At 61.2% G+C, this 13,318-nt stretch carries 14 protein-coding genes and 2 pseudogenes; 8 read left to right on the forward strand and 8 right to left on the reverse strand.

What is annotated here, in order from left to right:
- The 8 genes and pseudogenes from JCQ34_RS20545 to JCQ34_RS20580 all read left to right on the forward strand — a co-directional run.
- A complete protein-coding gene (locus JCQ34_RS20545) occupies positions 1-600 on the forward strand; it encodes a 3-phenylpropionate/cinnamic acid dioxygenase subunit beta (protein ID WP_013603012.1) in 600 nt (199 codons plus the stop codon).
- Positions 597-935 (forward strand): hypothetical protein, encoded by a 339-nt coding sequence (locus JCQ34_RS20550; RefSeq protein ID WP_169094770.1) that lies wholly within the window; start codon positions 597-599, stop codon positions 933-935. The genes JCQ34_RS20545 and JCQ34_RS20550 overlap by 4 nt, the downstream gene beginning before the upstream one ends.
- 16 nt (positions 936-951) lie before the next feature.
- On the forward strand, positions 952-1,146 hold the full coding sequence (locus tag JCQ34_RS20555) for a ferredoxin (RefSeq protein WP_013603014.1): 195 nt from the start codon (positions 952-954) through the stop codon (positions 1,144-1,146).
- Positions 1,147-2,379 (forward strand): NAD(P)/FAD-dependent oxidoreductase, encoded by a 1,233-nt coding sequence (locus tag JCQ34_RS20560; RefSeq protein WP_169094771.1) that lies wholly within the window; start codon positions 1,147-1,149, stop codon positions 2,377-2,379.
- A complete protein-coding gene (locus tag JCQ34_RS20565; RefSeq protein ID WP_264963784.1) occupies positions 2,379-3,125 on the forward strand; it encodes a class II aldolase/adducin family protein in 747 nt (248 codons plus the stop codon). Before JCQ34_RS20560 ends, JCQ34_RS20565 begins: the two co-directional genes overlap by 1 nt.
- Before the next feature lie 56 nt (positions 3,126-3,181).
- A complete protein-coding gene (locus tag JCQ34_RS20570; protein WP_032489996.1) occupies positions 3,182-3,973 on the forward strand; it encodes an IclR family transcriptional regulator in 792 nt (263 codons plus the stop codon).
- A gap of 316 nt (positions 3,974-4,289) precedes the next feature.
- The gene (locus tag JCQ34_RS20575) at positions 4,290-4,826 is read left to right on the forward strand and encodes an NUDIX hydrolase (protein ID WP_169094772.1); all 537 of its coding nucleotides are present in this window, start codon (positions 4,290-4,292) and stop codon (positions 4,824-4,826) included.
- A gap of 152 nt (positions 4,827-4,978) precedes the next feature.
- Positions 4,979-5,080 (forward strand): annotated as a pseudogene (locus tag JCQ34_RS20580) (SDR family oxidoreductase); the annotation flags it as partial.
- Positions 5,081-5,420: 340 nt separating this feature from the next.
- Here JCQ34_RS20580 and JCQ34_RS21095 read toward each other — a convergent pair.
- The 8 genes and pseudogenes from JCQ34_RS21095 to JCQ34_RS20615 all read right to left on the reverse strand — a co-directional run bounded on the left by JCQ34_RS21095 (position 5,421) and on the right by JCQ34_RS20615 (position 12,859).
- Positions 5,421-5,897 carry a DUF6278 family protein gene (locus JCQ34_RS21095; RefSeq protein ID WP_264963785.1) on the reverse strand — a complete coding sequence of 159 codons (477 nt, stop codon included), beginning with the start codon at positions 5,895-5,897 and terminating at the stop codon, positions 5,421-5,423.
- Positions 5,898-5,906: 9 nt separating this feature from the next.
- Positions 5,907-7,010 (reverse strand): Fis family transcriptional regulator, encoded by a 1,104-nt coding sequence (locus tag JCQ34_RS20585; protein WP_350310824.1) that lies wholly within the window; start codon positions 7,008-7,010, stop codon positions 5,907-5,909.
- Between the two features lie 376 nt (positions 7,011-7,386).
- Entirely contained in the window at positions 7,387-7,740 is a 354-nt protein-coding gene (locus JCQ34_RS20590) for a helix-turn-helix domain-containing protein (RefSeq protein WP_286404979.1), read from the reverse strand.
- Positions 7,733-7,876 (reverse strand): annotated as a pseudogene (locus JCQ34_RS20595) (tyrosine-type recombinase/integrase); the annotation flags it as partial. The pseudogene JCQ34_RS20595 and the gene JCQ34_RS20590, both read right to left, overlap by 8 nt.
- 112 nt (positions 7,877-7,988) lie before the next feature.
- Positions 7,989-8,402, reverse strand: a complete 414-nt coding sequence (locus JCQ34_RS20600; protein ID WP_016359420.1) for a DUF6262 family protein — start codon at positions 8,400-8,402, stop codon at positions 7,989-7,991.
- Positions 8,399-10,585, reverse strand: a complete 2,187-nt coding sequence (locus tag JCQ34_RS20605; protein WP_051180966.1) for a tyrosine-type recombinase/integrase — start codon at positions 10,583-10,585, stop codon at positions 8,399-8,401. The genes JCQ34_RS20600 and JCQ34_RS20605 overlap by 4 nt, the downstream gene beginning before the upstream one ends.
- Positions 10,586-10,638: 53 nt before the next feature.
- Entirely contained in the window at positions 10,639-11,745 is a 1,107-nt protein-coding gene (locus tag JCQ34_RS20610) for a tyrosine-type recombinase/integrase (RefSeq protein ID WP_029704790.1), read from the reverse strand.
- On the reverse strand, positions 11,705-12,859 hold the full coding sequence (locus tag JCQ34_RS20615) for a tyrosine-type recombinase/integrase (RefSeq protein WP_286404980.1): 1,155 nt from the start codon (positions 12,857-12,859) through the stop codon (positions 11,705-11,707). The genes JCQ34_RS20610 and JCQ34_RS20615 overlap by 41 nt, the downstream gene beginning before the upstream one ends.
- Positions 12,860-13,318: the final 459 nt, after the last annotated feature.

Raw genomic sequence — 13,318 nt, forward strand, 5'->3', positions numbered from 1 at the left:
ATGAGCGTTGAAACCGATCGCAACGGCAAGACCCTTTCGGAGCAGTCTGTTCTCGGTGGCCATGCCCCACGCACCCAGAGGATAGGGGAATCCCTCCCGTTCGATGATGCGCTCCACCTTCAGGCGCACCGTTGGCTGGTTGACGAAGCCTACCTCCTGGACGCCCAGGACTATGACGCATGGATGGCACGGATTGCTGAGGACGTGCATTATCTGATGCCCGTGCGGGTGACGACCGCCCTGGGTGCCGGCTACAGCACGTCCCCCGGTATGGCCCATCTTGATGAAAACAGGTACTCGCTCAGCCGACGGGTAGCCCGGTTTGCCACAGAGCATGCCTGGACCGAAGACCCTCCCTCACGGTTGCGCCACTACATCACGAACGTTCGGACGTTCCGCACAGACAACCCGAACGAAATCATCGTTGATTCGGCGGTGCTGCTCTTCCGCAGCAGGGGCGATGTACGGGAGGCCGCTACGGTGTCCGCCGGACGTGAGGACCTTCTGCGCCGCACCGGTACCGGATGGGAACTGGCGCGTCGGACCATCATGGTGGATGAGTCGGTTATCCGCATGCAGAATCTGGCCATATTCCTATGAAAATTGGTTGGGAAGGCGAGGAAGAAGACCGCCTTGCCGCCATTCGCGCGGCAGAGGAACGCGTCCGGCTGGAAGCGCATGCCACTGGCGCTCCGATCGTGATTGCCAATGAGTTTTCCGAGGTGCACATCACAAGGGTGGAGACCCGCAATGGCTCCCGGCTGATGATCAAATCCCCGCGCTCCGCGCAGTGGGTTTCATTGTGCCCGCTGGAACTCGAGGCGCTGACATGGCAGGCGCCGGCAACGTTTTCGGCCATGATCGGAAATCCATTCGGTCCGCTCATCGCCGAGGATGAACGACCGCCCCAATTCAAGAAGAACAGCAACACTTAGGCCAAGGAGTTTGAGCATGCCAGTCGTAAAAGCAGACCTAGCAGCCTGCCAGGGGTACGCCAACTGCGTTGTCGGGGCGACCGATTATTTTGATCTGGATGACGACGGGATCGTAGTCCTCCTCAAGACTGAAGTACCCGAGGCTGACCGGGCCCGGGTCGTGGAGGCAGCCCGCAGCTGCCCCGTTTCCGCCCTGATAGTGGAGGACTAATTGAATACAGTAACTGTCATCGTGGGCTCCTCCATCGGGGGTGTACGGACCGCACAGTCCCTACGCCTGGAGGGATACGAAGGACGTATCGTTCTCGTCGGTGAAGAAACGGAACTGCCCTACGACAAGCCGCCGTTGTCCAAAACTGTCCTGGCAGGTACAGCAACTGAAGCCTCCATCTGCCTACTGGACCGCGACCAAGCCCAGGAATTAGGAATAGAGCTGCAACTTGGACGTGCAGCAACCGGGATCGACATCGCAGGAAACCTGCTGAATCTGCAAGGTCAGGAAGCTCTGCACTTCGACAACCTGGTCATAGCCACAGGCGCCTCCGCCCGCCCATCGCCGTGGGGGCAGCGGCCTGGCATCCATGTTCTTCGCACCCTCGACGACGGCCGCAGCCTCCGTGCGGACCTCGCGAAGGGTGGACATCTGGCTGTTGTCGGCGCAGGTTTCATCGGCGCCGAAGCCGCGGCGACAGCGCGGGCGCTTGGTCTGGAAGTGACAGTTATCGACCCACTCCCGATCCCTATGAGCCGCATCTTCAACGCGGAAGTCGGACAGTGGTTCGGAGACCTTCACAGTAGCAATGGCGTGAAGACAATCTTTGGTACCGGAGTCGAGTCCATCGACGGCGAACAGGGCTCTTTCGCCCTGCGGCTTACCAACGGTCAGAACCTGGAGGCCGCCACAATTCTGGTCGGCATTGGCGCCGTTCCCAACGACGCCTGGCTCGCATCTTCCGGTCTGCTCGTGGACAACGGCCTGGTGCTCGACGAATACTGCCGCACCGTGGATGCCCCACACATATATGGCGTCGGCGACGTTGCACGATGGCGGCACCAAAAACATGGCGAAGATATCCGGATCGAGCACTGGACCAACGCCGTCGAGCAGGCCGCGTGCGTGGCTTACAACATCACGCATCCGGAGACTCCCCGCGCCTACACTCCCGTCGAGTACGTCTGGAGCGACCAACACGATTGGAAGATCCAGGTGGTAGGCCGGGTGGGCGGAAAGGCTGAACACGTCGTTATCGGACATCCGGAAGTTCACGGGCGCTTCGCCGCGCTATATACGGTTGACGGCACCAGCCTGAGTGGTGCCGCCATCGTGAACTGGCCTAAGGCGCTCCTGGCCTGCCGCCGCGGCATGGGTACGGGAATAACAGTTCAAGAACTGCGGGAGAAACTCGAACCAATGCTAGACCCCCAACCCTTGGCGGCATCCTGATGGGACAGACTTGGTCACCCCTGACACATGCAGGGGCGAGGGAAGCGATTGCTTTGGCCTGCCGTGTGCTGGCACACCGTGGCCTGGCAGACGGCATCCTCGGCCATATCAGCCTTCGAATCGGCGAGAACAGCCTGCTGGTCCGATGTAGGGGTCCCCAGGAGCGCGGGCTGGCATTCACCGAAGCCAGCGACATCCGTTTGGTCGACCTTGACGGCAACCCCGCTGCTGAAGGCGAGTTGGAGGGGGGATACTCCGCCCCTAACGAACTCCCCCTGCACACGGAACTGTTACGCCAACGCCCCGACATCAACGCGGTCGTCCACGCGCACCCGCCTCGGGTCGTCGCAGCTGACCTCGCCGGGCTTGGCATCCGCCCGATCGTCGGAGCCTTCGATATTCCAGGCACCCGCCTGGCAGCAGGCGGGGTACCCGTGTATCCGCGGGGAGTACTGGTCAGGAACCGCCAGTTGGCTGCGGAAATGCTCCACGCCATGGGTGATCGTCCTGTCGTGCTGCTCCGCGGACACGGGCTGACCAGCGCCGCAGGGAGCGTGGAGCAAGCAGTACTCCAGGCAATCAGCGTAGATACCCTTGCAGGGTTGTCGCTTCAGGTGACTTCAGCTGGGGGAGCGCTCAAAGACCTCCCAGACTCGGACATGGCTGAACTGCCAGACCTCGGTGGGTCGTTCAACACGCAAACGGCTTGGAGACACGAACTCGCTCGGATTAACGCTGCATGGTGAAGCTAGCCGACAGGAGCGTACAGACTCTCATCCCGGGGACGGAGGGGACATCTGACATGTCTTCTGACCCTATGAACGGCACATCCAAACACGGCCCGCCACCGCAGTACCCCATCGAATCTGTTGACAATGCATTGCGACTGCTCCTGCTATTCGAAACCCAGCCCAGCATCCGGTTAACAGATGCGAGCAACTATCTTGGTGTTGCATCGTCGACAGCGCACAGGCTTATGGGGATGTTGCTCTACCGAGGCTTCGTGCGACAAAACCCGGCTACTCGCGCATATGAACCAGGCCAGGCGCTCAGTTCCATCGCCTTCGCCATCAGACGCCAGGTAGACATCAGGGCCCTCGCTCGTCCCGTACTTGAACAGCTGTTCCAACAAACCGGGGAAACAGTCCACTTCGCCACGCTCGAGAGGACAGACGCCCGATTCCTTGATGCCATTGAAAGCTCAAGGGCAGTGCGGGTGGGCTCCCGCCAAGGCATCACGCTGCCAGCCAACTGCACTGCGACAGGAAAAGCGATGCTGAGCCGGCTCACTCAGGAGCAGCTACGGGCCCTGTACCCGAATAAGGAACTCCCCGTGCTGACGGAAAACTCAATCAAGACAAGAACAAACCTCGAAGCCGAGCTTGATGAGATCCGCCGAGCGGGATACGCCACGAGCAGAGAGGAAAGTGAAGACGGAGTTACGTCGGTCGCCGTGGCTATTACGGGCCCGTCCGGGGCGCTTTTCGGGATTAACGTTTCGGTGCCGGCTCACCGGATGTCGGACAAGTTGCGCGCGGAACTTGGGGGAATGATCCGCGTCGCCGCTGAAAATTTGCAAGGCCTGCTGCTTTAGCCGGCTGCAACCCACAATGCGGTCGGTCCCGCTTGTTACTCCAGTAGCCCGTTGATCTTTGATCCTCTGCCAAGGTGACCCTGATGCCTTGCCCTTGAGATGCTACAGATGTCGCAGGGCGGTCGTAGTTGGTTGCTGTAAACGTAAGCCAATCAGCGGCGCACCGCGAAGGGATCCCTTTCTCGTTGTCGGCCCCCGGCATCAGTGGCCCCAGCCACGGCCGGAGTGAACTGAGCGCGACACTTCACTCCAAAAAAACCAATATCATCACTCGCACTGACATTTCTGATTACAGTCAGTCAGCTTGGAGAAACGGATGCAGGAACTGCGGCAGGCTTCAGTCGCTATACCTTTCTACAGGGACGAGAAGGGGAATCTTCGCTTGGTACTGATCAAACGATCAAACTATGGACAACATGGAAGCCAGATTTCGCTGCCTGGAGGCAATCGGGAACCACAGGACGAAGGTGCTTGGGACACTGCCCTTCGTGAAACTATCGAAGAGCTGGGATTGAGCACCAAGCAAATTGTTTTACTCTCTCAACTCGAACCAATTGATACCCACGTAACCCGCTATCGAGTTTCACCTTTCGTAGTCCAACTGCAGGGGATCACACCAAGCTTTGTATGGAAGCCTCAAATGGCGGAGGTCGAGGAGGTGGTCGATGTACCAGTGAATGTGCTGGCCTCCGAAACTGCAGCAGGAGAAGAAGAACTATGTTTTCCGGGCTGGAACACTCGGAGGAAAGTCCCCGTGCGGAGGTTTCAGGGGCATACAGTTTGGGGCCTAACCCTCCGAATCCTCGAGCCCGTATTGCCTCAGGCGCTGGCAGGAAAATGGCCCATATCGTGACGCACATCAGAACCTCTTCGCAAACGATTGCACTCACCAACGCAATCCGGACGTGCGGAAACTGTCCTGAATCATGTGAGTTGACCAACGAATACCCCCGAATCTAGAGGGTTGGGTCGACTGCAGCGAAACGGATTGCGGAGGGAGCCGGTCCCGACGACATGACCAGCCTTGCCGCCTTCCTCCTCTCCGACGAGAGCAGCTACATCACCGGACAAACAATCTCTGTCAATGGAGGGCTGCTTCACAGATAGGAAGTCCTGCTGACAACCCAAAAAAAATCCGCCGCGGTTTCCATGGCCGCTCAGATCCATCGTCAACCGTGGCGCCAGACTGGAAGGCCGGGCGCCAAGGCTGTCTAACAGGACCTGACAAAGTCCCGGCTCGCTCCGTTGCCGCCCGAGCCTGGTTGATCTTCTTTTGGTATGGGATACACCCCCTTCCTCGGGCACTCCCCCGCTCATTTTCGACTGGTAGCGGGACGTGTTGAAGTGGGACGAGTAGAAGTTCTTTTTGACCGGGGCATGTCTGGAGCGGATGTTCAAAATGCGAGTCATTTTTAAAGCCCTGAATGGACCCGGCTTATCGGCCGCATCAGTCGCCTTGAAGTGGCTCTCGGCCCACCAGGTCCGCCGCGCGGTCGTAGTTCATCACAAGTGTCGGGGTGCCGAGAGTTAATCGTCTTTGAGCAACATGGATAACTGAGACACTCGTGTGCCTGTATATGGTGACCTCCGGGAAGCTTTCGTTGATGACTTTCCAGTGCGCACCAGGGATGGTGTGGGTCAATACATCGCCCAGGAACATTCCTATGGGCCTGACCAGCGCTTCCAGGGATGCCTTGTCTTCTGCGCTCCCTATCAAAGAATCGACTGCTACCAGTCCTTGTCGTGAGCGGGGAATCGACATACCCTTCTTCCGGCATAACTCGAGTAATTCGTCGTAGCCTCCAACATTGGTCGGGGGAGGCTTAATTTCTCCGGGAATAGCAGGTCTGTACTCGGCATATTTCCTGGCCATCCCAGGGGGCAGCGACTGCAGAGGCTCGTCGATTCCGTCCGGGTGACACATGCGGCCATGCTACTTCACCGTCCGAAGCGGTTCCTCGAGTCCGCCTCTTGTGTGGAAAGTGGACATGTATTCCATGTAGTTTGCCGACGACGCCAGGGCATGGCGATCGATCGTGGCCGGGGAGTAGCCAAGGGCTTCAGCGATGATGGCCACGGGTGCGAGTTTGGTGAGTTCGTGAAGTGTTCCGAGCCTGGCCGCCCGACTGCTGAAAGCCGTGCTTAGCCGCTGGGTGAGGGTTGAGGCCTGGAGGTGCCGGCCTGGCGAGCCGCCTCTGAATACCCAGTTGCTGTTGGGGTGCGCGGCCGTTTGATGGTGGGTTGGCGTGACTGCTAGTTCTCGCCAGGGCTCATCGAGCGGAGGTGTGAGAGCGATTTCGACGGTTCCGAGGGTGATGGTGACGATTTCCTCGGTCACGGTGACGTTGTCCCAAGTGAGTTTGACGATGCCGGAGACTTGCTGGCCGAAGACCAGGACGAGGATAGCCGCTGCCCGGTCTCTGGGGTTCATGTCGGTCGTGTGGCTCAGGTTCTGGACGAGGCCGTTCTGGGCGGCTGCGTCGAGTCGTGGGCTGGTGCCGCGGCGGTGGGGCTGCAGTTGCAGGGAAGGGTCGATGAGGTTGGTTTTGGTTGCCCAGTCGAGGAAACGTGAGGCGATGCCTCGTGTCGTCGGGCCTTCCGCCTGCCATCGGTCCAGGTGCGCTTGATTCACTTCGGCGAGTTCGGCACCTTGATCGCTGAGCCAGTTCAGAAGTTCTACGGCGACGGTGACTGCCTGTTTGGCCCGCAGGAACGTTCCTCGGGTGACTTCGTCCATCTGGTTCATGCGGCGCTGGTGGTGCCAGCGGATGTAGAGGCGCATGATGTCGCGGTGGCTCGGGCTGGTGATCCTGTCGAGGGCTTGCTCGGCCCAGTCGCTGAACCTAATGCTAAGTTCATCGCGACGGGGCAGCGCATGGTGTTCGACGAGTAGGCCGCGGACGTATTCGCGGGTCCGGGACGCCGGTAGTTCGTCGAGGCGGGCGTGGGTGATCACAGGCTCGGCTGCCAGTTGTTGAAGGAATGCCGTGACGTGCGACTGCTGGATCCACGTGAGTCCGCTATTGGCGCGTTTCATGGACTTCAGAGCGGTGCCAATTACCTGAAGAGCGGCGGAGGGCGGCTCGTTGTCTGGGCTGAGGAGTCGGTCAATGGTCAGTGTAAGGATGCATGACCAGCAGCGGTTGCCGGAGTGGAGTTCGCCTTCCGTCCCGCATCCGATGCAGTCAACGTTGAGCTGAACTCCGGAGCATTTCCGGCAGGCCGGCAGGGTGTCGACGCGTCCGGGCAGCACGCCGTTGTGGCCGCAGGCGCAGGTGCCTCGGGTTCTTTTGGCCTGCTGGTAGCAGTAGCCGCAGATTCCGGCGTCGGGCCACCGGACGGCGATTTTGTGGTGTTCGCCGCATCGCCCGCAGGCTTCCGGCCATTTGGTAGGGTCGCCGGCTTTGCGTGGCCTAGTCATCTTCTTCCGGAGGCAGGACGCGGATCCGGCGGGCGATCGGCGCTCCAGGTGTGATGCCCAGGTCTTCTGGCCGCTTGGGTGCGTTGGCGGTTTTGGCGGCGCGCATCTGGACGTAGGGTTCGAACAGGTCGTTGGGCGTGCATTCGAGGATGTCACAGAGGGCCGCGAAGGTCTGGGCAGGAATGCGTTCGGGTGTACCGGTGACCAGTCGGTGGACCTGCGCGTTGGAGAGGTTGATGCCCCGGGCTTTGAGTAGGGGGAGCAGTTCGGTGGTCTTCCAGAGGTTCCGTCGAGCCATCAGTTGCCGGAGGTTCCAGCGGTAGCCGATCCGTCGCTGTTCAGCCATGATCGTTCCCCTCGCCGTCGCCGCTGCGTAGCCGCTGGGCGATCATTTTCTGGATGGTCTTCTGTTTGAAGTCCGCCGACACGGAAGTATAGAGGGCTGTGGTCGAGGAGTAGCTGTGCCCGACCTGTTTCTGCATTATCTTGAGCCCGTCGGGCTGGTGTGCCTCTGGCCTGCGGTTTTGTGTTGGTGGGTGTGTCCGGGACGTGCATGACGGTGGCATTGGCTGTCCTTCCATTCTCGTGGATCCGTTATGGATTCGGGATGGTCGCGGGGTCTGGTGATGGACTTTGGCGGCGTTGTCCGAGGGCGTGTGCGAGTTGCTGTCGCAGTCGTTGGTTCTCGTCGTTGAGTCGTCTGATTCTGTCGTTGGCCGCTTCTAGTCGTTGCCGTAGCGAGGCCTCGCTTGCCCGCTGTGGCCGGGATTCCGGTGTGGGCTCCGGGGCGGCTTGGTTTTGGCGGAGGCGTTCGATTGCGGCGCGGAGGTCGGGCTGGGTGTAAAGCCAGGACCGGGAGACCCGGGCGTATCTGGCGACGGCGTCGAAAGTGACCGGGCGGCCTTCCGCATGAAGGGTGCGCAGCGCTTGGACGGCTTTGGACCTGGTGAGCGCCGCGCGCTGCTGTGCAGCTTTGACCAGGTGCCGGCTGTTGTCGGAGCGGTTCATCCGGCGGCCTCGTCGGGTGCGGTGTCGTCGAGGGAGTCAATGATGCGGTCCAGGTTGTGCAGTACTGCCTGGTTCATCTCGATGAGCCGGGTCTGTCCGCGGGCTTCGGCGGCGGACAGGATCTGGACGGTCTGGCGGCGCTGCTCTTGGTGCTGGGGGAGGAACTCGGCGGTGGTGACAAACATGGGACAGGTCAGGCAGGCGTTGGCGTGCGGGCAGGACTTCTGAACCGGCAGCCCGCAGAATCCGTTCGGCAGGCTCTGTGTTGCGCGACCGAGGCGTTGTTTGGCCCAGCTGGCTTCGGCGAGTGGTCCTTGCGGGTCAATGGTGATGGTGTCGCCGTTGATGTTGACCTTACGGGCTTCCTCCCAGTGGCGGCGCACGGTTGTGTCGTGCAGCCGGGCGTAGTGGGCGGTCATCTCCGCCGAGGTGTGGTCGAGGAGGACCCGGACAACTTCCTGGGGAACGTCGCGGTTGATCAGTGTTGTCCCGAAGGTGTGGCGCCACTGATGTGGGGTCAGGCGCACCTCTTGTCCGTGTTCGTCGCGGATGTCGCAGCGTTCCAGCCAGTCTTCAAGCTGTCCGCGGTAGGAGTGCGTGGTGAGCGGTTTTGCTCCGTCGGGGTTCATCTTCGGGGCCGGGAACAACCAGTTGCTGCCGTCGGGGAATCGTTCGCGGACGCGTCGCTGCTGATCGAGGATGGCGGCGTGGACTTCCTCATCGAGGGGTACGAGGGCTTCGCGTTTCATCTTCCGGTTCATATAGCGCAGGTAGGGGGCGCCGTCACCGTCACGGACCACGCAGTCGGTAGCGAGGTTGCAGGCGTCCCCGACGCGCAGTCCGCAGCGCATTAGGATCAGGGTGAGTAGCCGGCTGTCGGGGCTGGTCCATTTGCCGAGGTTTTCGGGTTGGTCCAGTTGCGCCATGATGTGATCGGCCAGGGCCCTGGGCAGTCGTTTGGCTGGTCGTGGGAAGTCTTCAGGGTAGAAGTTCGCCGATGCCGGCAGGTCTTTGGCCCAGTCGTGGCGGCGGATCGCGGCGAAGAAGGCGTTCAGGGAGCTGACGTCGCGGCCACGGGAAATTACTGCCCGTTTGTCCCGGGCGAGCTCGGCGAGGAAGCGTTCCAGGATGCCGCGGTCGATGCAGTCCGGGCCGTCGGAGTGGGGGATGGTGCGGGCGAGGAACGCGGCGAATCGGTTCAGGGCGAGGATGTCGACGCGCCCTTGGATGATTTCCCTGCCGCTGGTCAGCCGCCATCGGATGAAGCGTTTTGCCAGGGGGCGCAGCCACGGTTGCGGGATCTTGTCGAAGCGGAGGGTGCCGCGGGTGTCGGTGTAGCCGAGGCGGTGCAGGGCCCAGGCGTCGCGGGAATACTCTGACTCCCAGCCGGTGCCGGCGACGAGGTCTTCGAGCCGGGTGTAGGCAAAGCGCAGGAACGCAAGTTGCCCGTTGTGGCGGTGACTGCGGCCCACCCGGCCGGCGATATAGAACGCTGCCCACTGGTCAAGATTCCAGTCCAGCAGCGAGGTGACGCCGCTGTCGGAGACGAGCCGGATCACGGGCGTCACAACGGAGGAGCGGGTACTGGCCCGGCGTTCATCGTGGCGGCATTGCATGGCGTGCTGGAGCTCAAGCCGCAGCTGGGGACGATCTGCCAGGCATCGGAAATCGAACCGGTCCAGGCCCACGCTTTCGCACCGGGCGACGAACTCGTCGATATCCGGTGCGCCAATGGCGTGCCAGCGGGACTTGTGGTTCAGACACAACGGCGAGTTGCCTTGGGCCCAGAGGTCGCAGAACGCGAGCCTGCATTCGGGCCGCTCGATGACCGGCTCGGGTGAGAGGGTAGCGAGCCACTTAATCACGTCGGTCTCGCTGGAACGACTGAAGAACCCGTGATGGCTGACGCAGAGGCCGCGTCTGGCCGAACCGAAGCGGCACCAGGTGACGGTGCATGCCGCCAAGGGGCCGTCGCCTACGGGTAATGGGCCGGGGCTGGCGAGGAATGACTCCCATTCGGGGCGTCCTTGGTCCAGCCAGCGCTTGTAGTGGCTTTTGCAGAACCCTTTCACCGTACGTTGCCGTTCACACTCGTCGATCCGGCAGGGCTCGGTGTTGAAGACGAGGGAGCCTGGGGCCGGGATCACGATTTCGGGTCTGAATTCGGGCCGGACGGTGGCCATGAGTTTAGCCAACAGACCGCAACCGTCCTCGTTTTCATTCAGTGCGAGGGAGCTCACCAGGTGACCTCTTTTCCGGTCAGCAGCCCTGCCTTTTCGAGGGCGCGGCGGGCGTCCTCAACGGTGAGGTGGCCGTAGACGTCGATGGTGGTTGCGACCGATGCGTGGCCAAGCAGGCTGCTGATCACTTCGATGGGTGTCCCGGCTCGTAGCAAGCGGGTGGCATAGGTGTGGCGGAACCAGTGCGGGTCAAAATCCACTCCAGTGTCCCGGCGCAGCCGCTTCACCAGGTCATAGACTGCCGCGTAGCCCATCGGGCGGCCGCGGGGGCCCGCCCACAGATTCACGAACACGTAGTCGCTGTCCAGATCTCCGTATTCCTCGTGAAGGTAGTCGCCGTAGAGCCGCACGACGTCCGCGCCGATCGGTATCGTGCGCGGCGAAACGGACTTCGCCCGGGCACGGTTGGCGTTCACCCGACGGCGGATCGTCAGCTCGCCCTCGGCGACTGCAATGTCCTCATGCCTTAGTCCGAGTGCTTCGCCGATACGGATTCCCGACTCCCAGAGCAGGACGAACAGGAACCGGTCCCTCAGCCGCGTGCACGCATCCAGCACTGCTTGAGCCGTCGCCGCAGGCAGGACCGTGGGCAACCTCTTCGGCTCACGCAGCTTCACGATCCTGCGCCGCTGCGGCCTGTCCCCGGCAAGGTGAGCAAGGAACGGTCTCCATCCCGTTCTTCGGTACCGGACCGTTTCGAACTCGGTGACAAGGTCGCCCAGCGGGACCCCGTGACGGGAGTGGAACACGTAAAAGCCGCTCACGGCCGCGAGCTTGCGGTTCAACGTGCCCGGCCCGCAGTGATGGGAAGCCGATGGCAGCAGCGTCACGTCAGCGGCGCGCCCGGCAGGCGGAAGCCGCAGCCAAGCGACGAACTCGCCGACGTTCTCCAGCCTCACCTGGCGCCAATCAATGCCGCGGTGGCGAAGAAAGACGAACCAATCCTTGAGATCATGCGCATACGCCTTGAGCGTGTTCGGCGACCTCTCGACGTCGGTCAGGTAAGCCAAAAACCGCTCCACCGGCTCAACGACACCATGATCATCAAGCACAGTCCACGACTCAAGCGGCGAACCGGACACCAAAACTCGTTGAACCTGCATGAACCCTCCCGCGATCCCGTGTGATGGACAGCTTCAGATAAGCACCTCCATCACGCGGAACTGCACGGTTACGGGCCCCGTGCTGCACGTCAAAGACACCCCGGTTCCTGCCCCAGATAAGCTGGATGAACAGCGGGTCGTAGCCGGCCTCGATCAGATGAGTGACGTACGAGTGCCTCAGGGTGTGCAGGGTCAGTTCCTCCGGCAGGCCGGCGATCGTCCGCACCCGCTGAAAAGACCGGTCGAAGTTGCGGAAAACAGTGGAACCAGAGCGCTCCGAAGGCCACAGGCTAGCGGACCGGTCAGCGGTCGGGAAACGTTTCCGGCCGTCAGAGGAGAGCCAGTGCTCAAGGAGCCCAACCACCCAATCGAACTCGGGAACCGTCAGAACGGTGCGCCGTCGGGGTCCGGAACCCTTGGTTCCCTTGGCCCACCGCACCTGGAGTGCCCCGAAGCGGCCGAACTGCTCGACGTGCGGATTGGGACCAAAATCGACGTACTCGAGCATCACCAGTTCGCGCCGCCGCAGCCCGTATGCATAGCCCACCTTGAACGCCGTCGAGTCCCTGAATGCTGGCAGCCAGCGTTTGGAACCCTTGGCGAACTCTGTGTCGACCAGGTCGTCGGCAGCGTCGAAGAACGTCTGCAGTTCTGTCCGGGTGAACGCCCGGCGGCGTGCCGGCAGGGCATCGTCCGTCGTGTGTCGTGGCGAGTTCCACTCGAACACGACCTGCACCGGAATGTCCGCGAAGACCCGCTCACAGAACGTGGCCCAACCGTAACGCCCGTCCGTTAGATAGGAACAGAAAGCCCTGATGGCCCCGGAGTTTGTCCTCAGGGTTGATAACGCCAACCCTTTCTCTGAGCTGCGGCGGTCTGCCAGAAATTCATCCACGTGATGCGCCGACCACGTCCACGGATACTCGTTCGCGTGCTCCTGGAACTTCTGGATCGTCCCGCATGAGCTCTTGATGTACGACGTCGACAGACCGCGAGCCAGCATCTGTGCACGCCAGCCATCCACCATCGCCTCGAAGACTCGATCCTCGGCACGCAGCAGCCCGACATTCGCGTTGGTCAGAAAGGCCGGAATCCGCCCAGATTCGATACTCACTGAGCTAACTGTACGCAAAAATCTCTCATCTAATGAGAGACTACGTCACTGTGCCGCGGCGTCCCGCGCAAACGCTGACTTCCAGCAATCGACGTCAATTGGTCATTGCACCGCACTGACCTGCGCAAACATCAAAAAACAGGATGAGACGAGTTCTCTAATCTACTTCTACTCGTCCTACTCAAACGCCGATAATGGAGATTATGTAAAGCTGTACTCTGCGTATTGCATCAGATGAATCAATCCACCCCGATCCCCTATGGTTGCTTGGCTCGGCTCCTGAGCCTCGAATTCCGCGGATTTGTAGGCGGTGCTCGGCTGATGCGCAGTCACGCAAGCCGCTCCAAGCGGACCAAAGCGTCGGCGCTTGAGCGTCCCTGAAGGGCGTTTGACCTGCGGTTTTGCGCTGATGATGCATTTAATGAATCATTGATTCAGTTATTGAATGTGGTTTGAGGG

It is taken from the genome of Pseudarthrobacter defluvii (genome assembly GCF_030323865.1).
Taxonomy (GTDB): Bacteria; Actinomycetota; Actinomycetes; order Actinomycetales; family Micrococcaceae; genus Arthrobacter; species Arthrobacter sedimenti.